We start from the raw sequence: 23,036 nt of genomic DNA on the forward strand, positions 1-23,036 counted from the left end.
TGTACAGCCGATGTTAAAGCAATTAATAAAGCTTGTAGCAATGCTTTCAACGCTATCGAACAGCCTCAAAATGAGGCTTTTTTTATGCCCAAAAATTGGAGTTAGCTAAATGGCTTACGATCCACAGCAACAACGTCCTGAAAATCAAATGACAAATAACAATCGGCAAGGGCTAAATATTCAGCAGCCCGGAGAAATGTCAGACTTTGACCGAGAGTTCTTCTCGCCAGAGAATTGGAAGAAAGCCATATTGCCGCCAACAGAGCCAAGCATTATTGATACTATTTCTGATACTGGCCGCAGCATTTGGAGTGGGATCGATAATGCAGCATTAAATACAAGAGAGGCAATTAGCAAAGTTCCACTACTTGGTGGTGCGATTGTTTCCGGTGTTGATGCGGTAGATAAGCATGTATTTGGAAATGGCGATTCAGAGCAGTTTCTCAAGCAAGATCAGCGGCAAACAATTTCCAATATGACACCTCAAATGCAGGAAGCATTGCAAAAAGACTGGTGGGATAGTGATAAGGGGACGTTAGGCGCAGCTTGGTCTGATTGGCGTAGTTATGCTGGAGGTGCCATTCAGTCTATACCCGAAATGGCACTGACTATGACGCCAGCCATGCGTTTAGCTAAAATTTCATATGCATCAAAAATTGCCAAAGGAGCAGATGCTACAGAGGCAGGTATCGCTGCTGCAAGGACTGCATCCATAACAGGTAAGATCACCGAGGGTGTATTAGCTGGAGGCGCATCATCTCGCGAAGTAAGGGATACAATAATGTCGCTTCCTGACGAAGTAATATTACAGTCGGAGGCTGCCCAGGGACTAATTCAATCTGGCATGGATATTGAGCAAGCACGCAAAACGTTGGCGGAAGATGGATCAACAAAAGCATTTCTAATGTCTGGTACTGCGACCGGAACATTTGGTGGACAAGGCGATAAAATCATAGCAAAAATCCTCACAGGTCAGATAACTAAAGGTATTTTGCCCAGATTTATAAAAGGTGCTGTTGCCGAAGGCGTCATGGAGGAATTACCTCAGTCTATCGGGAGTCGCGTGGCTGAGAACTATGCTATCCAGTCAGCAGACCCTAACCATAAATTCTCTGATGATGTGCTTAATCAGGGACTTGGTGGTGCAGCATCCGGCTCAATAATGGGAGGAACCATTGCGGGTGCTTCTCGTCCCGGTAAGTGGGATAGCCAAAGCCCATCAAAACCAGTGGAACCTGTGAATCAACCGTTCAACTCGGAGGATATACCACAAGGTCAGGTACCCCCTGATGCTAACAGTCAACCTTTGGATAATCAGTCTCAACTGGAACAACCATTTTCCGAGTCTGATAGTGCGAATGAAACCGGGGTACCCAATTCCCAGATTGATGATTTCCGCGATACCCCAGCTTACTTACGTCAGGATCCTCGTGTGCAAGGCTTTGCTGATGATAGCGATGTTCAGCGTTCACTTGCAGAGCCAGAAGCACAGCCGACTGCACAAGATCTTATTCAGCAGCAAATGGAATCAGGAGAGCAAGGTTTTACCCCTGATGAATTAGCGATACTTGAGCAAGCCGACCAGATTCGGGCGCAGCGAACGCCACGCCTGCCAGCGCCCGGTAATATTCATCCAGGCGAAGGTTTCCCTATGCCGGGGCCAATTCAAGGTGATGAACCTCAAGCGGGTTCCGCGCCACAATTCACTGCCGGGGAACAGACTCGTGGGCAAGTGTATTTGCCGAGGGAGCAGGCAGAGCAGCAAGGTGCGGTCAGAGAAACCCATACCTACGATGGGCAAACGGATCCGCAGGCCATTACGGATAAAAACATCATCTTTGCTGATGGACCTGTAGTTAATCCTGATGATGTTCAGTCAGGGAAAGCGCCGCAGTTTGAGGGAGGGCAGCGTAAAGATGTGCGCCGCTTTACTGAGGCGATGGGAGCGCAGTCTGAAACAGCGATTACCGATCAGCGTCAGCGTGCTGGTGGTGTCCCTATAGATGCACGTACTGAAGCTTATGCAAAAGGTGAAACTCTTGGCGAGTTGAGATTGCACCACGGCAAGCCATTCCCTAATGAGAAAGTGGCCAGATTCACTAAGTGGGCAAAAATGCCAGGTGCTGTTATTGAGCCGGTAGGTGACGGTTTCGGCGTACGGTTACCGCTTGAGCCAACTGATAACCGTAAAGCATCCACCAAAGAAGGTCACATTGAGTCAGTAGATCCGCAAGGCGAATTGAGGTTGCACCACGGCAAGCCATTCCGAAGTGAGAAAGTAGCCAGGCTCACTAAGTGGGCCAAGATGCCGGGGGCGGTGATTGAACCGGTCGGTGATGGCTTTGGCGTGCGTCTGCTGCCAGATCCAACAGAGGATAACACGAAAACAGCGCCCTCAAATGAGGGCGTTGTTGCATCTAGTGAGCAGCCAACGGGTGAATTAAAACTATTTGGTGACCAACCATTTTCCAGTGAAAAGGTTGCTAAGTATTCGAAGTGGGGCAAGATGCCGGGGGCGACGATTGAGGCCGTTGGTAAGGGGTATGGTGTGCGATTGCCAGCGACTGAGCCAGCGCCTAAAGCCAAAAATACGGATGTAAAAATTGATGATTTTGGTGAGGAACTTAAGGGGGCAGCTAAGCATAAATGGGGCCAATTGGCAGAGTCACTGAAAGCCGATCATGATATTGAAGAAATTAAGAAACAGCCTCTTTCGAAACTATTCCCGCACCCTGATTACACCAAGATGCATGAGAATGGCATTGAACCAGGGAAACTGGCATTACTTGCGGCATTACGTTCGTTTATCCCCACCAAGCCGGGATCCCCTTATAAGCTTAATCAGTGGGCTGAACAGGTTAAGGGGGTTCGTGATTTAGCGAGTTCCATTATCAATAGTCATGCGAGTGTTGACGATATAAAAACCATTTTTCGCAGTAAGTCCTCCTTGCGTTCTGCCGCTGATACCATTGATCTGATCTCACAGTTCAAACCTGCGCAAATGGCCGAGGCGTCTAAATATACGATCCATTCCGGTCATTACACCTATTTTGACGGCAAGAGCTATCCCGGCGGTAAAACACTGTATCAGCTAGTCGCGCCAAGGGGCGTGACCGCAAATATTTCAGCGGGATCCATGGCGGAACTATTACCCAAAGCCAAGGCCTTTATCGAGACTCAGCTCAATAGTGATAAAGGGGAAGCGGCCCCTAAACAGGCTAAGTTAGAGGTCTATACCCGGCGGGCAGATAAGAGCGTGTTTATTGGCTACAAAGGGGCTATGGGCGTTTTGCCGCTTAAAGCGGGCTTCAAAACATCTAACGAGGCACGAGCTTATCTGGCAGAGAATCGCGCTGAAATTGAAGCCAAACTGGATAAATTACGCAAAACATCGCGAGAAGAACAACGCAAATTAACCAACGAGCCCCGGATAGGAATTGAACGCCGTAATGGCAATGTGACGCCTGAACAATTTAGTGATGCCTTCGGCTTCCGCGGGGTGCAGTTTGGTAACTATCTTGAGGGAACTCGACGCCAAACTGAATTAAACGATGCTTATGACTCGTTGGTCGATATGGCCGAATTACTGAATGTGCCGCCAAAAGCGCTGTCATTGAATGGCGAATTGGGCCTGGCATTTGGCGCGCGGGGTAGGGGCGGAGCCAAAGCACATTATGAGCCTGGGCAAGTGGTTATCAATCTCACCAAGGGTAACGGTGCAGGCTCGCTAGCGCATGAGTGGTTCCATGCATTGGATAACTATTTTGGCACCTATGATGTACATGGCGAGGCATCCGGTAAACGTTCATCCGAATTTATTACCGATCGTAAACGTCCTCTCTATGAATTTAGCGGCGGCAAAAGGCAAGAAATCATCCATCCAGTCCGGCAAGAAGTGCATGACGCCTTTAAAAGTGCCGTCGATAAAGTCACCAATAGTGGAATGGTGGAGCGGGCTACATTGTTAGATGGTGGCCGAAGCAAAGCCTACTGGACGACTAAACTCGAAATGTCAGCGCGAGCCTTTGAGCGTTATTTGCTTGATAAAGCACAGAGTAAAGGAATCACTAACGACTATCTAGTGAACCTGCGCAAAGCTGACGAACATGCAAACCCTGAAACTTATGCTTATCCAACTGAAGGTGAATTAAACGGCGGCGTGCGTCAGGCATTTGATCACCTATTCCAAACCATCAAAACCAAGCCAACCGATAAAGGTATCGCTTTCTATGCGCGTAAGGGTACTGACATTGGCAAAGGCAATGTGATTTCAGATACCGGACACACTGCTTCTGGCGACAAACCCACTCAAGGAATACGGCAAGGGCGGGCTCAAGTTATCGCTGATGTTTGGGTGCGCAATTTGAATGGTGCAGCCAAAATTAAAGTTAAGGTAGTGCAAACCCAAGCTGAAGCGGCTGCCATGATGCCGAGCGGGATCCCGAAAGAATTCGGCATTGTTCATGCAATTTATCAACCGGAACTCAGCCGGGTGATTGTGGTAGCGGATAACATTACTTCTGACCGCGAGCTTCGGGCTAAATTGCGTCATGAGGTCTTGGCGCACCATGGGCTAGCTTCCGTCATTGGCGATGTTGAATACGACCGTATCATGCGTGTATTACATCAAACGCGTGACAGCAAAAATAAAGAAATTCAGGATGTTTGGCGAGAAGTCGATAAATCATATCGCAATGAATCCCCAGAAATGCAGGCTAATGAGTTTTTGGCTCACATGGCTGAGCGTTCAGAACTCACCGGCCTTGGAGCAATGTGGGACCGTTTTGTTTCTGTGCTGCTCAATGGATTGAAGAAAACGGGCATCATGAATGCGAATGACATTTCCCCATCGGAAATACGTAATATTCTGCGCACGGTCGCCGGGCGGTTTAAAAAGACGGCTATGTATGATGGCGAACAGCCGGGAACACGGGAGTTCGATAATACTTTCTCTCGCTCTGATGCGTTGTATTCGAAACATGATGATGTTGACCCACTCAAGCCATTACCAGTGGAAGCCGAACAATACAGATCTGAACTTGATAAGGCTATGCGGTCACTACGCTCAGTAGACACTCCAGTAAAATTAGGTAGGACACCTCCAGTGCTGAAAGCATTGGGTGCACCGAATCTGGATATGTTTATTACCCGTGATACGGTCCGCAAAGCTACAAATGGTATTAAGCATGAAGTGCCAATGTCGGTCATCGAACAATTGCCTGAGCTACTTCATGACCCGCTGGCAGTCTATCGGTCATCGACTCAGGATAATGCGGTCGTGGTATTACTCGAAGCGAATGACGCAAGCAATAATCCGGTTGTAACGGCTATTCATTTGAATGCGAAAAAAGGCTTTATTGAGGTTAATAAGATCGCTTCGGTCTATGGCACCGTTGGTGGGATGCAAAAAATTAATGGGATGGAAGATGCGGGGTTAACTTTATACAAGCGAGAAAAACAAAACCCTGAGAAGCTTCATTCCAGAGGGCTTCAATTGCCCAAGGAGAACACTTATCAGGGTTCAGAATCCCAATCTGGTACGGCCCAAGAGCTTCAATTGCTCAAACACGGTTCACCAAATCAAGATTCAGTTAAAAATATACTCTCATCAACCGATATTCGCAAGAATAAGGCACTTTACTCCCGCACTGCCAACCCATCAATGGATGCGGAAACCAACCGCAAAATGGGCTTTAACGTCGAGCAGGGTTGGTTTGATAAGGCCAAAACGTTCTATGGCACGGTGATCAGCAAAGACAAAACGGCACTGAAAGCCTGGTTAAAAGAAACGGGTCGCAAACTCAATACCAAAACCTTTGATGGCATGGCTCCCCTAAAGTACGCCGAAGATGCTGCCGGTATCGATGATGCGCGCAGTTCTGCATATATTGGCGCACGTATGGCCGCAGGGGCGGGTTCTGTTACTGCTGCCACTTTAGAGCATGGCTTGCCGCGCTATAACACAGCGGAGGGGATTGTTGAGCGCCAAGCCGGTACAGGGAAAGACGATGCACTAATGGGTATCCTTGACGGCTTGGGAAACCATCGGGAAAGCTTCTTTAAATGGATCGCCGGCCACCGTTCCGAACGGCTGATGAAAGAGGGCAAAGAGAACAACTTTAATGCCAATGAAATTGCTTATATGAAAACCCTCAACCGGGGTAATGAGGCTTTATTCGAAGGTCAGAAGAAAAAGTATGACGCCTTTATTAAGTCGATTCTGGATCTTCAACAGGATATGGGATTGATTGATCCAGAAAGCCGCGCACAGTGGGAGGATGCCTGGTACTTGCCATATTACCGCGAAGCAGAAAATGGTGAGGTGAAGGGGCCGTGGACCAGTAAAGGCATTGCTAACCAGAGCAGTACCGTCCGGAAATTGAAAGGTAGCGATCTGACTATCAAGGATCCGATTGAAAACCTGTTTAACTACGTGGCGAAATCGGTCGATGCTTCGATGAAAAATGAAGCAATGCGCAGGTCAGTGGTGAACCTTGCTGATACTGGTGTGCTGGAGGTGATTGAATCACCGAACAAGATGGACTTTGAGCGTATCGGCAAAGATGTTGTGAAGGTGTTTATCGAAGGGCAGGAACAACTTGTTCAGGTTAATGATCCGGAACTGTATCGCGCCTTTACCATGATTGATCTCGAGCGCAGCAATTCTACTTTCATGAAGGCAGCCCGCCAGGCTAAAAAAGTGCTGACCGTCAGCACCACATCGATGCCTGACTTTATTATTCGTAACTTTTTACGTGATTCTATTCATTCATGGGCGATTAATAAGGATGGCTTTAAGCCCGTTACCGCTTCATGGGCCGGATTTAAAAAAGCGTTACGTACTGATGATAGTCTGGTGGATATGATGTTTGCCGGCGCGACTTTTGGTGGTGGTTATTCGAATGTTTATGATCCGGCATCGACTGCTAAAACTATCCGTAGCGTGCTGCGACGTAAAGGCTATAACGACAGCCAAATTCATGAGTTTGAATCTTCCATTGCCCGAAACAGTAAAGAGGTGATGGGCAAGATTGAACAGGGGTTGCATAAATACAAAAATCTCAGCGAAGCCGCCGAAAACGCCAACCGACTGGCTACTTATGAGGCGGCGATTAAGTCCGGTAAAAGCAAGGCACAGGCGGCCTTCGAATCCCGCGATTTAATGGATTTCAGCATGATGGGTGCCAGCAATATCATGATTAACCTGAGCGACATGCTGCCGTTCTTCAATGCCCGTATGCAGGGATTAAGTAAGTTGGGCAGGGCGATTAAAGATAACCCCCGCGAAGTGCTGAAACGTGGCGGCATGATTACTGCCGCATCGCTGGCATTGATGGCTTTGAACTGGGACGACAAACGTTACGAAGAGCTACAGGACTGGGATAAAGACACCTATTGGCATGTGTGGATTGGCGATCAGCATATTCGCTTCCCGAAACCGTTTGAAATTGGCCTGATGTTTGGCACTTTACCAGAACGATTTGTTCGTGCGCTGGGCGGTAAAGATACCGGGGCTAAATTTGGCAAGCTGGTGGCGCATAACTTTATGGAAACCATGGCATTCAACCCTATCCCACAAGTCGCCATGCCGATTGCGGAGGCTTATGTTAACTATGATTTCTTCAAAGGTGGTCCGATTGAGAATATGGCCGACAGTAACCTGATCGCCGGTGCTCGCTATAACGACCAGACCAGTTTACTGATGCGTGAGATTGGTGAGGCAACGAATCTATCACCGAAGATGATGGATCACATCATTACTGGTTATACCGGTAGTTTGGGGGCATACGTGATGGGGGCAACGAATATTCTCATGCGTAATCTGAAAGACTATGGTGAAACGCCCGCTATACGCCTGGATGAAATGCCCGTGATTAAATCCTTCTTTAGAGGTTCAGATCCGGCTAAGTCTACCCAGTTCACAGAAGATTTTTACCGCATGATGACTGAAGCCAATCAGATAAACAGTACCATTAACAGTTTCCGTAAGCAGGGGCGTGGTGATGATGCTAATGAATTGATAGAGGACAATAGAGGGAAGTTATCGCAGCGTCAGGGGCTAACAGCGACGCAAAAGCAAGTGAAAGCACTGAATGCCCAGATTGAAATGATGAGGCGGGACCGGATACTAACAGCGGATCAGAAAAGAGAAAAAATTGACCGGTTAATGGCAACCAGAAATAAACTGGTACAGCAGGCGGTGGAGAGGGTGAATCCGTATTTTAATAAGTAAATTGAAAGGGAGTTTGAAAGAACTCCCTAATTGATTAACCTTTGAGTAAAGTAATGTTGTCATGGCTATAGATGGCTTTACTTGCCAACTCAATAACAACCTCGCATGAGGGAATCGGCCCATTGCTAGACGCAGACGTTGCTAATATCACTGATGTACTAACATAGGGGCTCTGGTCTGTTCACAAAGGCGTAGGGTTAAGCGCTACGATATTGAAAAATAGTGAGTTGCTATAAAAATATGAGGTAGAGAGTGCAATTTTTTTCAGCACTATCACTGTCAAAAATTCTAAAAGGAAAAAGAAATGGCATTTGTTGTAGATATTCGAGTTGAGGATAACTCTGTAGCAGCCGCAGCAACAGCACAAGTTATAGCCCAGCGGTTAGGTGGTGGTTTAAGGGAAAGATTTGAGAACTATATTCACAAGCGGGAGTGCCAACCAGGCCAACAAGACTACAACATTAAGATGGCAAGCAGAGCTTTGGCTGCGTTTACCATGTACCAACTCAGCGGAGTTGATGAAAAGCACGCGGGAGAGTCGGTTTGCGATAGTAGTGAGGATGGTGGTATCGACGGTATAGTAATAAATCATAATGAAAAAATTGTCGTCGTTGTACAATCGAAATTCAATCAAGCTGGCAATGGGACATGGACCAAACCTGATTTTCTTTGTTTCCAAGATGCTTGTGAAAAGTTACAAAATGAGCGCTATGAATTATTTGACCAAATACTCCAAGATAAAAGTGCAGATATAAGTGCTGCACTTAATTCTTTTGATTATAAATTTGTTTTTGCAATGACCCATACTGGAAAAAAAGGTGCCTCTGAGGAAATTTTGCGTGAAATGCAAGAGTGGCAAAGTCAATTGAACGCCGCTTCATTTACACCGGAGGAAGAACCAAAAGAGGAATGGGCTTTTCAGGTTCATTTAATTTCATCTGAAGACTTAGTTCATTGGCTACATACGGGGTCAAGAGGGCAAATTGATTTGCCGAGCGTTGAGGTTGAACGTTATGGATATCTAAATGAACCGTATAAAGCATTTTACGGAACACTATCAGGTGATCAGATTGGGAACTGGTGGAAACAATATGGAACACGCCTTTTTACAAAAAACATTCGAAACATGTTAGGAAAGACCGATGTAAATGAAGAAATAAAAAAAACAGCTACCGAAACACCTGAGATGTTTTGGTTTTATAATAATGGGATTACCGTTTTAGTTAATGAGGTCATTCCTCATAGAAGAAATGCGGCTGCCGGAACAGAAAGGGGAGTTTTTGATTTTAAGGATGTAAGTATTATCAATGGCGCACAAACTGTGAGTAGCATAGGTGGTGTTATGGACGCTCTTGGAGATAATATATTTAGAGTTAAAGTCCAAGCTCGCTTCATTGAAATTAATAATGATGAGGATAATCTTAATGCTAACGCAATAACTAGGGCAAATAACTTCCAAAATAGAGTGCTCGGAAGAGATTTTGCTTCACAGCAACCTGATCAGCATCGGTTGGCAAGAGAACTTGTATTGGAGGGATACCAATATCAACTTTTACGGACCGACGAGGATTATTCACAAACTAACATCAAGGTTATCGATCTGGATGAGGCTTTGAATGCTTTAGCTTGCTTAAGTAAAAATAACACCATTGTTGCTACGTTGAAATCTAATCGAGGCAGGTTTTTTGAGAATTTCGAGGGTTCTCTTTACCGGACAATTTTCAACCCAAGATTAAGTGGTGTTAAGCTTATCAATGCTGTGAATCATTTTAGAACAATAGAAAGAGCCATTAGTGCAACTTTATCTGCTACAGATAAGTTAACTCATAGTAGACGACATCTGATAATAACGCATGGTAACAGATATTATGCCTCAGTTTTATTAAACACAGTGCCTAATTTGAATACTAGCACTGATAAATTAACCCCAGATGTAGCGAGACTTACTACAGATTTGGCTAGTTTGATAGCCAGAACAGAGAACTATATAGAGGCACATTATCCAAACGCTTATCCAGCTAGATTTTTTGCCAATCCTGCGAAAATACAGGAGTTATACGCTAATAATTAGTTTATAAAGGGAGGGGCCTGAGGTATCCCCAGAAAATGAGACCGGCATAGAGATTTGTGATCTTATTGGTTGTGGAGCCAATTCAGTGAGATACCGCTATGCTAGAATTTTTCTGTGATGGGTTTGCCCCTCCATGCATATCGCCAAAAATATCTTAAGGATGCCATTACCACTGCTATCAACGGTGCGAGCCATACTCTCACCGGCATCAGTTAGGCTAGGCTCATAACAGAAAAACGCGCGAAAAGACTTCTCAGTAATTGCGGTCTTCTGGAGGTGAATCACCACTAGAGCTCTAGGTACTTAGAGTCGGTGGGTAGTATTACGTCCACTTTTCACTCTTAGTTGTTCATCAGATTGAGTAGCGATTAATGCACATTACAGTATTAATAATTATTTGAGAGCGTCATTAACAATAACGAACAGAACCAATAGCAGAATAAATCCGATGATCCCTAAAATGATACTTGTGTTACTGTCCATGTGCATATTGCCTTTACCTGCAAGCAAGTAAGCAGCGATAACGAAAGGAATGCAGAGAGCAGGGTGGATGGTGATCATTACGGCGGCCAGTATTAGGCAGACTATAAATAGTGTTGATGTCATGTTTCCCTCATTTTAGCGCCCGAACTTTTCCCGAGCATTTTCGAAATATATGATAACTATATGATCATATTGATCTTTTAAAGACGGTATTAAACGTATGCTAAAGGTCATAACTCTGATTATCTTATTGTTTTATAAAGATATAATCAATAATTCTCACCTTTAGGAATCGTATTCGGTCTTTTTTTAATTAGTTGATTTTAAAGCAATTATTTTACAGCAAACGAAAATAAACGAAATTTCCACGAAATCCTATACTCGGCCTAAATTTCTACCCACTCATTTTTACGTGAATCCAGGTATACATTAGTCATTTTCATCGACTTGTGACCGAGCAGTTTCTGTGCAAATTCCTTACCGTATTCTGCTTCATAAAGCCGCGATGCCAGGCTGCGGATTTCATGAAAACTGGGCGGGGAGACTTCATAAACCAGATCGGTTGCCTTCAATGCTTTAACAAATGCTTTGGTGAGCGAGTCCGCATTTAATGCACCGGGCTCTCGGCCTGATTTTCTACTGGACGAGCAAATGAGATATTCGCTCTTATTGTTATTCAGGCATTGTTCTACAACGTCACCGACGGAGGTATTCATTATTTCCAACCGAAGTGATAGTGATATAGCTATCTGCATTTTAGTTTTACTTTGGACTATCCAAAGCTTGCCATCATGCACGTCGCTTCTTTTTAATTGCCGCACATCGTCACGGCGTTGACCGGTAATCAGCGCCAGTGCCAGGCTGAGTTGAACCCAGTTCTGTTGTTGGCCGGCAGCCTCATAAATCTTGCAAAAGGTTGCATAGTCTAGCCGTTCTCGCTTAACTTTTGGTGAGGGCGTACGGGTTGCTTCCACAGGATTGCGGCTAATTAATCCATCAGCTATGGCCTCTCTGAAAACGTCTGATAAAACAGAGCGCAAATTAACCGCCATTGAACTTTTACCATTATCGACATAGGTATTAATAAAATCAGCGATATGCTTGGTGGTAACGGTTTCAATCGGCTTATCTCCAAATTCTTGGTTAATATATCCGATTTGCAGGACTCTCATTTTCATGGTGTTATCAGCCAGCTCCCGACGCTTTAATAGTCCTCATGTATTGGCCACCTGAATAGAGGTGATATGCTCACCTCAGAACAATACAGGTGCCTCAATGAAAAAAAGAAATTTTAGCTCAGAGTTTAAACGCGAATCAGCTCAACTCGTTGTTGATCAAAACTACACCGTTGCTGATGCGGCCAGCGCTATGGATGTGGGTCTTTCCACCATGACGCGATGGGTAAAACAGCTGCGTGATGAACGCCGGGGAAAAACGCCAAAAGCTTCTCCTATTACTCCAGAACAAATTGAAATACGTGAGCTAAAGAAGAAACTACAACGTATTGAAATGGAAAATGAAATATTAAAAAAGGCTACCGCGCTCTTGATGTCAGACTCCCTGAACAGTTCTCGTTAATCGGGAAACTCAGGGCGCGTTATCCTGTGGCCACACTCTGCCACGCGTTCGGGGTTCATCGCAGCAGCTACAAATACGGGAAAAACCGCCCTGAAAAGCCAGACGGCAGATGGGCTGTATTACGAAGCCAGGTTCTGGAACTGCACAGCATCAGTCATGGCTCTGCTGGTGCAAGAAGTATCGCCACAATGGCAACGCTGAGAGGCTTCCGGTTGGGGTGATGGCTCCATGAAAGAACTGGGTCTGGTCAGCTGCCAGCAACCTGTTCATCAATATAAACGTGGCGGTCATGAACATGTCACTATCCCGAATCATCTTGAGCGTCAGTTCGCAGTCACAGAGCCAAATCAGGTGCGGCGATGTGACATATATCTGGACCGGGAAACGCTGGGTATATAAAAATGGAAGCAATACGCTATCTGAAGCGTTATATCTCACGCGAAGTTTATACATTACTGCGAAATCAAAACAGACAGATCAACAGCATCTCGATAACGGCTTGACTCTTAGAAGGGCGTCCAGGGTAGCCACTATACAAGCAGGCAGTTCCGACAGTCACTGTGGCGGTACCGGATCAGGCAAAGTATGAGTCGCCGTGGAAACTGCTGGGATAATAGTCCAATGGAACGCTTCTTCAGAAGCCTGAAGAATGAGTGGGTACCGGTGACGGGTTACATAAACTTCAGCAACGCAGTGCACGCAATAACGGACTATATCGTTGGGTATTACAGCGTGCTCAGGTCGCACGAATATAACGGTGGGTTACCGCCAAACGAATCGGAAAATAGATACTGGAAAAACGCTAAAGCGGTGGCCAGTTTTAGTTGACCACTACAAAACGCGTATCGTCGTCGGTCGGGTCGTCTTCGCCATGATCTGCTGGCGGGTTAATCGACGTGACTTCAATGGGATTGCTTGGCGCAGGAATACCGAGCCGAAAACTGGCCGCAGGATAATTACCTCTGCCTTGGGTCGCAATGGCGGAACTGGTTACCTTGGGGTATTCGCCATCGGTAAAATACACCCGATCATATTTATCCTGAGCGATTGGGCTATGTATCGCATCCACCTGTCCGCGCCAGGCAAACCAGAAATTATCCCGGTAACGGAATATTGTCTCTGGTTTGAAGGCAAAGGTTTTTCCGCCGTCACCATCAGCCATCATTGGGGTAATTACGCCGTGGCGGAAGTGGCAATTACGGGCAACCGTGGCGGCTTGTTCAGGTAACAGATGTGCGACCGCACGCGGCATTTCACCACGCATGGTCGTGATATCAATAGCGGGCATAATGAGTGATTTCCGACAGGCATAAAAAAAGCCCCACTAAAAAGTGAGGCTTGGCATCTTTGGGTAATTTAGCGCGTAACCTGTTCGGCATCAATGATATCGTCGTTTTTTTCGCAACCAGAGCATCAAACAACGACGGATAACACGAAAACCATGAGCGAGCCAACATCCACCTTATCAATAAGTATACAATTTGATAGTATTGTAAAAGATATTCAGATGTATTTTGTGAGTTCGGAATTTTAGGTTTTTCAGGAAATTAACGTAAGGGAATTATGTGGCTAATTTAATTTAATTTATTTGACTATAAAAGGCGAAAAACAGGGGCTTATCTCTGCTGGATGCTCAACTTATGACTCAATCGGCAATAAATTTCAAGCCGGTCATACTGACCAAATAATGGTCTACTCACTGACTCATGGTATCAACCGGGCTCAGAATGCGACTCACTTACCTATAAATATCGTTAAACCAATAGATAAGGCAACGCCATTATTAGGCACCGCTATTTCTGATAATGAAGTTTTGCATCTGACGTTGACCTCTACAGAACATCAAGTAATGGTCATCAAGAAATCTATTTTTCCATTGAAGTTAGAAATGCCAACATCAAGCATGTTGGTATAAATTACCCCCATATTATGACCAATAAAGATAGCCAACCCGAAGAAATGCTCAGTGTCACCTACCAAGATATAAAATGGGTCCATCACGCGGCAGGAACGACAGGTTATAGTTTGTGGGAAGATAGGGTTTATTAAGCCGTTATGACAGTGACTGGTAGTGTGCCGGTACATATATAGATATTGTCTGCTGTGTACCGGTATTTTTTTATTTCTTTTCTGATAAATCTTCCCAATTAGTTGAGCTGCCATTTATCAATTGATAGAGGGAAAGACCGACGGTAGAATCGCCAGTCACTTCGCTGATGAGTCCGGCAGCTCCCATGTCTCTCCATCCAATAATATAATCCTCTCTTATATGGTGGAAAAGCTTCCAGGCATCTTTTTTTAGTACCGACCTGAACAGCGAACCGGCAGAAAGAGAAAGATCACCGATGGAGAAGGCGATATCACCGTCTTTATCATCGCCGCCCAGAATCCTTGCCGACTGCCGGTATACGTTTCTTAATGGTACTAGACTAGGATCTTCTCGATATAAAAGATAATAGCCATTCTCCCATACGTTCTCTGAACCATGCAAAAGTAAAGGACTTCCCAAATAGGAGCATGCTGCCCCTAGGCTGGTATAACAAATCCCCCGCCACCAATTATTTTTAACCATCCGCTTACAAAACCAACCTGTTTCAAGATAATATTGGTTATTGAATTCTGTTCTTTTTTTCTTTCCACAATGGCATATAGCTTCGCATTTCCCATATGAAGAGACATGCTTACTTTTAAAAGAGATTGATATTGGTCATGAAGTTTTGTATTGGCTTCGGAAAATTGAAGTCGTCCTAATCTATAACCAGTAACGCTGGCTTCTGCCATTTAATATTCATCGAAAATGAAATCACTAATAACGGCCCCATTATTTAAATATTGATAAGCAACATCTCTAGCCATGCGGTTTATCTTTTCTCGCTCTCTTTCTAATGCCATAATCGCATAACTATCCATGCTATCTCCCTCCTAATGAAAACAATACTTTAAAACTCCAGAATAATTTTTTGAAAAAAGGAGTAAAGATGTACATTATAACAAGGCCTGGTAGGTATATAGCACTAAATGTTATAATTTCTCTACTATCCATCTTATTGATGAAGAATAAGTAAGTCAGTATTATACATAGCGTATACCAATACAAACCGGATAAGCTTAAAAAAAATTGCCAGCTAACGCTTGTTTTTTTATATTTGGCGAGTTTAATTAATGTGCCAGCATCAATTTGTTTCATTCCCAGCGCGATTAGTTTGTTTTTTAGCTCGACATCATCCATATGTTTAATTCCTTTTAAAAATAAGTATCTATGTTAGATAAACGTAGTCGTTCGCTTTAACCAGTTTTTATCCAACGGGCGAAAGTTTAACCTCCCCCCTCTCCAACCGCAAATCTACCCACCGCCCATGGGGAATATCCACCGCCTGGCCATTGCTGTAGCCGTCCCGTTTATTCTGGGCAAATGGCGGTGAGTTGGGGTGTTCGCGGTGATAAGTGCGGATGGTGATAACTCCGGCCTCATCCACTTCCCGTTCTAATTGAGCGTGAAAAGCGGATTGTCTTACAGGCCAAACACTTTATGCGAGTTCGTAATTAAACCGAAGCAGAATCACAACGGGGGCAATGAAGGTTAACGCAAGCCATGAGAAAACCTCAAAAGATCGCAATGTACATCAAATTCACACAACTGGAGTCATTATCTTTTAGAATAAAGATTCACCGTCTTCTAACGGTAATGTTTTCGGAAAGAAGCACTTTATGTTCTATCGCTGCGGCTAAAAGGAGAGTTAGCCACTTGTTTTGTTCATGATCGAAACCATCAACCCGATGCGTTTGCGGCAATTTTTCGTTGGCCGGTTGCATTTTTACACGACAGCTACTAGGCCATGCTGAAAGCATGAGGACAGTACGGCCTGATAATGTCTAAAGCGTGGGCAAGGTTGACGGAACCGTCTCAGCGTTACTCAGGGGCTTCATAGATATTGACGGTCATAGAACTGAAGATGGAGTAATGTTTATTAAATACCGAGCTCATCCAGTTTTCAAACTCAACTGTGGAGGTGAAGGATAACTCGCCGAAATTTGGATCCATAAAGCGGATATGGTCTTGCTCATCTTTTATACAGGCGACGGCATGTCCTGGTCCATCGTCTGGGGTGAGTAGATAACACATGTTGTAGCACCCCTTTTCGTCATTGCGTGCTAGGCTCATCGCTTGGGCAGCGAATTGGGGGGTAAAGTCTTCGTTGTTCACTATATAAGTACCAACGTGATTGAAGTGATCCTTCAGTTCATACTGGATTCTGGTTTGTGCTTCAGGGGGCGGTAGGGGGTGATAGTCATCGTTAAGATATTGAGATAATACCTGCCATTTGGCAGATGAATCGGCAAGCCAAGCGTAAAAACCCTCCCCCTGTGAATTCTTGACAAGATACTTTGCCGACATGGCCATGCAGACGCCGTTATCGGTCACATTGGTTTTAACACCAAACGCCTCATTGACGCTCTTGGTAATCTCCGATTGATTGTAGCTGGTTTCTATATGACCAAAGATCGTATTCTGATTGGTGACATTGTTTATCATGGCTGAATCTCTACGTCCTTAATGTGCTTTATTTCCCTGAGTTCTCTATAACAAGTGAAGGGGCTCAGGTTGGTTTTACTTAATAATATTAGAATAATGAGAGTTCCACTTTCATATTTCGTCCGGTCTTGTTGCAAGAATCGGTAATGACTCCAATTGTGTGAATTTGATGTACATTGCGATCTTTTGAGGTTTTCTTATGGCTTGCGTTAACCTTCATTGCCCCCGTTGTGATTCTGCTTTGGTTTAATTACGAACTCGCATAAAGCGTTTGGCCTGTAAGACAATCCGCGTTTCACGCTCAATTAGAACGGGAAGTGGATGAGGCCGGAGTTATCACCATCCGCACTTATCACCGCGAACACCCCAACTCACCGCCATTTGCCCAGAATAAACGGGACGGCTACAGCAATGGCCAGGCGGTGGATATTCCCCATGGGCGGTGGGTAGATTTGCGGTTGGAGAGGGGGGAGGTTAAACTTTCGCCCGTTGGATAAAAACTGGTTAAAGCGAACGACTACGTTTATCTAACATAGATACTTATTTTTAAAAGGAATTAAACATATGGATGATGTCGAGCTAAAAAACAAACTAATTAAACTTGGTATGCTACCAATCGATGCCGATACATTAATTAGCATAGCAAAAAAAAACAACACCAGTGTAAGTAGAGTTTTCTTCATGAGTTTACGAGGGTTGTATTTTTCAAATTTATTATTAGTTGTTACTTACTTCTTTTTTACATACAAAACGGACGTTAAAAGTTTAATTTCATTCTCAGTTGCGTATATATCAATAGTTCTTATTCTTTACTTCGTTACCCCATCATTAAAAACTTTATTTTGGAGTTTGAAGGTTCTGATTAACTTAAAGGGAAGGTGAATGAGCAACTATTCAACAAATACACTAGAAAAAAAGAAGACATTTACTGTGCAGCTATGGATGTTGCCTTTTTATACATAAATGATATACGCCTTCGCAGTGGTTTTATTTACAGTGAAAATGAAATCTAGGTATACATTAGTCATTTTCATCGACTTGTGACCGAGTAATTTTTGTGCAAACTCCTTACCGTATTCCGCTTCATACAACCGCGATGCCAGGCTGTGGATTTCATGAAAACTTGGTGGCGATGTTTCATAAACCAGATCGGTCGCCTTCAATGCTTTAACAAATGCTTTGGTGAGTGAGTCAGCATTAAGTGCACCAGGCACCCGACCGGATTTTCTACTGGTGGAGCTAATAAGCCGTTCTCGTTTAACTTGTTATGGATTTAAACACGCCCAAACACAGATCCAATATTACTTATCCTAAATTAATTATAAAAATGGATGCTTAGGACTTTTTAAAAGTGTTTCATATCAATAGCTCAACTCAAATTAATCACATTTGGTTATTATGTTTTAGGTTAGAGTAACGCAATGCAATTGATTATTTTGTTATTTCAATCATGAACGATTAATATTTCATTACATTGGTTGATCAGGTATGGCTTGAGCTGTAAATTATGTGCAAATAAAATCTTTATAAGATAATCATGAGCAACAAACCAGCCGAGCAACAATTTTTTTGGGTTAATCACAAACAAACATTCAAAATTGCGCGTAAAGAAGGATTTATTTGGGCACCTTGTCGGGCTAAAGATGGAAAATCAAAACCAGCGTACGATACGCTCCAATTAGTCAATCCTGGTGACGTAATATTTTCCTATGCATTTACTAAAATAGGTGCTGTAGGTGTGGCTAAGTCCAATTGCTATGACGCTATGCAACCTCCTACCTTTGATAGCTTTTGGGACGATCAAGGGTGGAAGGTTGATGTTGAGTTTACAACGTTAAAGACTCCTATCTTTCCAAAGGAACATCTCGCGGAAATCGCACCGTTATTACCTGATACTCGTTCGCCAATAAAGCCGCAGAATGGCAATGGTAATGAGATGTACCTATCAAAAATCAGCCATGAACTAGGTCATTTACTGTTAAAGATTTGCAAATCAGCCAGTTTAATACAACAAAATAATGCTTCTGATTATCAAGAAATTGAAAAGGACATTACTGAAATTAAAGCTAGGAGGCTTAGCGACTCTACAACCACTGAAAAATTAATCCAGGCAAGGGTGGGGCAGGGTTTATTTCGCCAAGATGTACTTAAGCACTATCCTGAATGTCCAGTGACAGGAGTGTCTATGCTCGAATTACTGCGAGCAAGTCATATTAAGCCCTGGAGACATTGTACTGATGAAGAACGTTTAGACCCATATAATGGCTTGATGCTGGCTGCGCATGTAGATGTGTTGTTCGATAAAGGATTTATCAGTTTTTCGGGTCAGGGAGAGATGCTTATCGGAGATAAACCGTTAATTAATGAGATGATAGAAAAACTCAATATAAAAACAGATGTAAAAATAAAGGTGAGCGATAAATCAATAAAGTATCTTAAGTGGCATAGGGATGTTCTATTCAATAAGAATCAATGATTATTTATTATAACAAGTGAATTTTTTTATGCTTATTATAGATAGTTAGATATTGTTGGCTTTTTGAAAAAAAAAGAGCAATGGATGGACATTGACTGCTCAAGGTGGCTCTAGTAATTGTTGCGATTCATAGTATGAACTATAAGATCAGTCTTGTGAGCTATAAAATATAGGACTGACCAATGATCACAGCAATTGAACTTATTAAAATGCAAGTTCCGCGCTGCGTCAGCATTGAATCGCTAAGTATTGGCTGAGATCGTGCAGTTCTGACCTAAGACTAGATATTTGAGGCTTCATTTCCCTGCCAACGCTATTTGTAGGCTGCCTAATCGGTAACGCAACTTTTGCCAACTTCATGTCACTAATGCGACAGAGCCCTATAAAGAGCCATTTTGCTGAAAAGTGTCTCAATAAAGTTTAGATGTGGAAAACGTAACGTCGGGATGAGACAAAACAAACTCAGTGAGACAAAAATACAGTCTCACTGAGTTGTCTATTTTAGGTTTACTCAAACAGGATAACAGCTACTCCTTCTCTGGAGTGGAGTATTTTATCTTACTAAAAATGAAACTCTCAGGGGCGGAAACATAATCCTGGTAAGCTCAATATCACTATCCTGTTATTATGACCGGGGTAACATTCTGGCTTTGATGATATATCGGTGAGATGTTCCATATTGTTCTGGGTTGTCCATATAAGACCTTCCTTCTGGAAGGTATTGTAAAGATGTTATCTTCATCCTGTTGTATAATGGAAACGTCACTTCACCCTCGGAGGCATACAATCCTTCAGAAACACCGGCGTGTCCTGGCTCAAGATCAAAGTGCCACATAATTGTTTTACCTGACACATAACCCATTTTAGGATCCTTAGCTGTAGACATTATGAGGGGAGATTTTATTTCTAAATCCATTGATTTTTGTACAGTATCGCTCTTACCTTCAGATTCATTTATAAACTCAGCAAGCCAAGAATAACTATTAGATATTACTGGCGTGTCTCCACGGAAGGTTTCGTTCACATCTGCTGAATGATACCCAGACCATTCAGCATCAATTTTGCCCAGAGTTTTCTGAACCTCTATAAACTTGTCGTGACTAATATCTCTTGCTGCCGGCTTCATGTTTCTACCAATTTCAGCCCACTTGCTTATAAAGTTGTCCATATCGATAATTGAATCATAATGACTGATATTAAGCTTCTGTAAGGCTATTGTGAATGAAGAATAGTATGGATATTCCCCCCCTTGCTGTTTATATAAAGCGGGGTCTTCCTTAATAACCCAGTTTTTCTTTGCTACATTTTGCTGCCCGGGCATCGATGGTGGCGGCGGAGGGTTTCCTCCCGCCATCGGTGGCGGCGGCGGAGGGTTTCCTCCCGCCATCGGTGGCGGCGGCGGAGGGTTTCCTCCCATCATCGGTGGTGGTGGCGGTGGATTTCCCCCCATCATCGGTGGCGGCGGTGGAATCATAGTATTGATAGGGATTCTTCCATCATTGTCCTTCCACGCCACCGGATTATTCCGCACCATCCTGTACAGATTCAGCCCGTCCACCGAGCCCGCCGGGTCTGCACTTAGCCATCTGCCCGCCCACGGTTGGTAGTACCGGTAACCGTAGTAGTACAGCCCCGTTGCGTCCCGCTCCTTGCCTGAATACCTCACGGTCTTGTAGTTTGCCTCCACCGCGCTGCGAACCGTCCATACCGCTGTCCCGCCGTACGGATAGTATTCCTCCATGCTGATAAGTTTGCCGTCGCTGTCCAGCTCCAGCACGCTACTGCCGGTCAGGTTATCGTAACTGTAACGTACCTTGTCGTCAGTGATTCCATCCGGCCTGCCGCTCTCCCAGTGCAGCATCCGCACCTGCGCACGGCTCGCCTCACCCACAGTGATAACCTGCAGGCTTTCCGTTTCCGTATCGCCATTTTTCGCGCTGCGCAGTTCCAAGCCCGGAAGGTACAGCGCCCGCTGCGTCTGCGCGCTGTTACCGGTTTTCTGTACACTGACCTTCAGAATGCGCTGACTACCGCCGTCATAGCGGTAATTCTCGCTGTCATCCGCACTGCCATCTCGCATCACCGGCGTTACCTTCAACAGCTCATTACGTGCCGTCCAGACCAGGCCCAGCCCCGGCTGTAGCTGCGTCTGCTGGCCGCCCGCAGTGAACAGTGCGTCCACGTCTGCGGCGTTTTCGGTCAAGTTGCTAAGCACAGCCCGGTTGCTGCGGTTGCTTACGGTGATGTTGGTTGTGTAACCGCTGCGTGTTGCCGGGGAATGGCGTATCTGCGTCAGGTTGCTGGCTTCGTCGTAGGTGTAGGTGCGGGTGTAACTGGTATATGCGGAGCTGTCTGTAGGAAAGGGGACGGTAGCTGACGGTAAACGGCTGCCCTGCTGTCCGACGTTTGCCATCTCGCGCCCGGTGGCACTGACCAGTTGGTACAGGCTGTCGTAGGTGTAGGTATTTTCCGGCACCACTTTCTGATTACTCCAGAAGCGGGTTGCTTCAGCATCATTGGTGATTTTCAGCACGTTGCCCACCGGGTCATACTCATAGCGCAGGTCCTGCAGCACCTTGGCACCCGAAGCGTGGCCGGCAGGTCGCTCCGTCCGGATGCCGGTCAGGCGCTGCGTCTCTGCCTCGTACGTGTACGTGATCACCACGCCGTTGCCGTGATCCTCGCGTTGCTTCTGCCCGGCGGCCGAGTACGTCAGGGACTTCACGATAACCTGTTCCGTACGGTCCCTCACCGTCAGCCAACTGCCTGACAACAGTCCCGCCACGTCGTACCTCACGCGCTGAATATTACCTTTCGCATCGGTGGTGGTCAGCACCGTCCCGGTGGCGTCAGCAGTGGTCAGGGTGACATACTCCTCGCCACTGAGCAGATCATTCCATGCAGAGGCACCTTCTCCTTGCCAGTCAGCCACGGTGTCCGGGTTATCCGCGTCCTTCAGCAGACGGCGGGTGACGGAGAGCGAGACGCCTGTCAGCGCTATGCTGTCTGTCTGCACCAGTCCTGCCGTATCGTAATGACGGACGCATAATCCCGCCAGGTTCAGAGTCTTCTCTGCGCCAGTATTGCCGGCATACACGAAGCGCTCCGTGATGCGGGCGACTTCAGTGCTGATCTGCTCCGTCACGTTCAGTGGTCGACCCGGAAGCGCCGCATCCTCATACTGCCAGGTGCGGGTCACCGCCAGGCTTCTGTCCTCAGTGCCCTCATCGGTGGCGCTGATATGACTGACCACGATAAACGGTCGTCCGGCGATGTCGTTCAGACTGACGCTAGTACCGTTATCCGCCCCCTGTGTACGCAGAACGCCTCCGGCCAGGTCCGTCAGGTAGCTGAAATTTACGCGACCGGCGTCGTGCAGCCGCGGGTCGGCGCTCTGCGTCAGAAAGCCGCGTGCGTCGTACTGGTGGGGTGTGATGCGTTCATTTGTCACCTCAGGGGCATCAGGGTGGCGATGGTACGCGATGTCGCGCGCGGTCAGGCCGCGGTTATCAAAGACCGTGACCTTCGGGGTTCTGCTGAACAACGATGTGCTCATGGTATTCTCCTGTTTATGATATGTAGCCGGTCAGGCTGCACAAGAAATAGCTTTGTCGCAGATTTATTAATGGTCAACGACAATACCGCGCTCTGCCATCAACGA

Annotated in this window: 10 protein-coding genes and 4 pseudogenes; 5 read left to right on the forward strand and 9 right to left on the reverse strand. The window is 45.4% G+C overall.

The features are described from left to right. Window positions 1-109 precede the first annotated feature (109 nt). Window positions 110-8,233, forward strand: a complete 8,124-nt coding sequence (locus ACQ4OC_RS15805; RefSeq protein WP_430971371.1) for an LPD38 domain-containing protein — start codon at window positions 110-112, stop codon at window positions 8,231-8,233. Between the two features lie 304 nt (window positions 8,234-8,537). Then, on the forward strand, window positions 8,538-10,304 hold the full coding sequence (locus ACQ4OC_RS15810) for an AIPR family protein (protein ID WP_430971372.1): 1,767 nt from the start codon (window positions 8,538-8,540) through the stop codon (window positions 10,302-10,304). An 869-nt stretch (window positions 10,305-11,173) separates the two neighbouring features. Here the strand turns inward: ACQ4OC_RS15810 and ACQ4OC_RS15815 are convergent. After that, window positions 11,174-11,761 carry a tyrosine-type recombinase/integrase gene (locus ACQ4OC_RS15815; RefSeq protein WP_430971377.1) on the reverse strand — a complete coding sequence of 196 codons (588 nt, stop codon included), beginning with the start codon at window positions 11,759-11,761 and terminating at the stop codon, window positions 11,174-11,176. Continuing rightward, window positions 11,759-11,986 (reverse strand): annotated as a pseudogene (locus tag ACQ4OC_RS15820) (phage integrase central domain-containing protein); the annotation flags it as partial. The pseudogene ACQ4OC_RS15820 and the gene ACQ4OC_RS15815, both read right to left, overlap by 3 nt. Before the next feature lie 76 nt (window positions 11,987-12,062). On the opposite strand from ACQ4OC_RS15820, the pseudogene ACQ4OC_RS15825 reads away from it, so the two are divergent. Further along, window positions 12,063-13,193: pseudogene (locus tag ACQ4OC_RS15825) on the forward strand (IS3 family transposase). On the opposite strand, the gene ACQ4OC_RS15830 reads toward ACQ4OC_RS15825, so the two are convergent. Further along, window positions 13,186-13,653, reverse strand: coding sequence for a hypothetical protein (locus tag ACQ4OC_RS15830; protein ID WP_064518002.1), 468 nt, complete (start codon window positions 13,651-13,653; stop codon window positions 13,186-13,188). The pseudogene ACQ4OC_RS15825 and the gene ACQ4OC_RS15830 sit on opposite strands and share 8 nt — an antisense overlap. A gap of 294 nt (window positions 13,654-13,947) precedes the next feature. On the opposite strand from ACQ4OC_RS15830, the pseudogene ACQ4OC_RS15835 reads away from it, so the two are divergent. Beyond that, window positions 13,948-14,414: pseudogene (locus ACQ4OC_RS15835) on the forward strand (Hcp family type VI secretion system effector). Between the two features lie 70 nt (window positions 14,415-14,484). Here ACQ4OC_RS15835 and ACQ4OC_RS15840 read toward each other — a convergent pair. From ACQ4OC_RS15840 to ACQ4OC_RS15860, 5 genes and pseudogenes are all read right to left on the reverse strand, one after another. Then, window positions 14,485-15,146 (reverse strand): annotated as a pseudogene (locus tag ACQ4OC_RS15840) (DUF4225 domain-containing protein). After that, the gene (locus ACQ4OC_RS15845; RefSeq protein ID WP_256966768.1) at window positions 15,147-15,275 is read right to left on the reverse strand and encodes a hypothetical protein; all 129 of its coding nucleotides are present in this window, start codon (window positions 15,273-15,275) and stop codon (window positions 15,147-15,149) included. It abuts the pseudogene before it with no gap. Between the two features lies 1 nt (window position 15,276). Beyond that, window positions 15,277-15,594, reverse strand: a complete 318-nt coding sequence (locus ACQ4OC_RS15850) for a hypothetical protein (protein ID WP_430971373.1) — start codon at window positions 15,592-15,594, stop codon at window positions 15,277-15,279. Window positions 15,595-16,275: 681 nt separating this feature from the next. Continuing rightward, on the reverse strand, window positions 16,276-16,899 hold the full coding sequence (locus ACQ4OC_RS15855; RefSeq protein WP_064518007.1) for a YopT-type cysteine protease domain-containing protein: 624 nt from the start codon (window positions 16,897-16,899) through the stop codon (window positions 16,276-16,278). 953 nt (window positions 16,900-17,852) lie between these two features. Next, on the reverse strand, window positions 17,853-18,113 hold the full coding sequence (locus ACQ4OC_RS15860) for a tyrosine-type recombinase/integrase (protein ID WP_240442714.1): 261 nt from the start codon (window positions 18,111-18,113) through the stop codon (window positions 17,853-17,855). Window positions 18,114-18,436: 323 nt separating this feature from the next. Between ACQ4OC_RS15860 and ACQ4OC_RS15865 the strand changes: the two genes are divergently transcribed. After that, window positions 18,437-19,375, forward strand: a complete 939-nt coding sequence (locus ACQ4OC_RS15865) for an HNH endonuclease (RefSeq protein ID WP_430971374.1) — start codon at window positions 18,437-18,439, stop codon at window positions 19,373-19,375. 625 nt (window positions 19,376-20,000) lie between these two features. Here the strand turns inward: ACQ4OC_RS15865 and ACQ4OC_RS15870 are convergent. Then, window positions 20,001-22,931: an RHS repeat-associated core domain-containing protein gene (locus tag ACQ4OC_RS15870; RefSeq protein WP_430971375.1), complete on the reverse strand. Its 2,931-nt coding sequence runs from the start codon at window positions 22,929-22,931 to the stop codon at window positions 20,001-20,003. Window positions 22,932-23,036: the final 105 nt, after the last annotated feature.

This window comes from Yersinia sp. J1, assembly GCF_050586585.1.
In the GTDB taxonomy this organism is placed as follows: domain Bacteria; phylum Pseudomonadota; class Gammaproteobacteria; order Enterobacterales; family Enterobacteriaceae; genus Yersinia; species Yersinia entomophaga.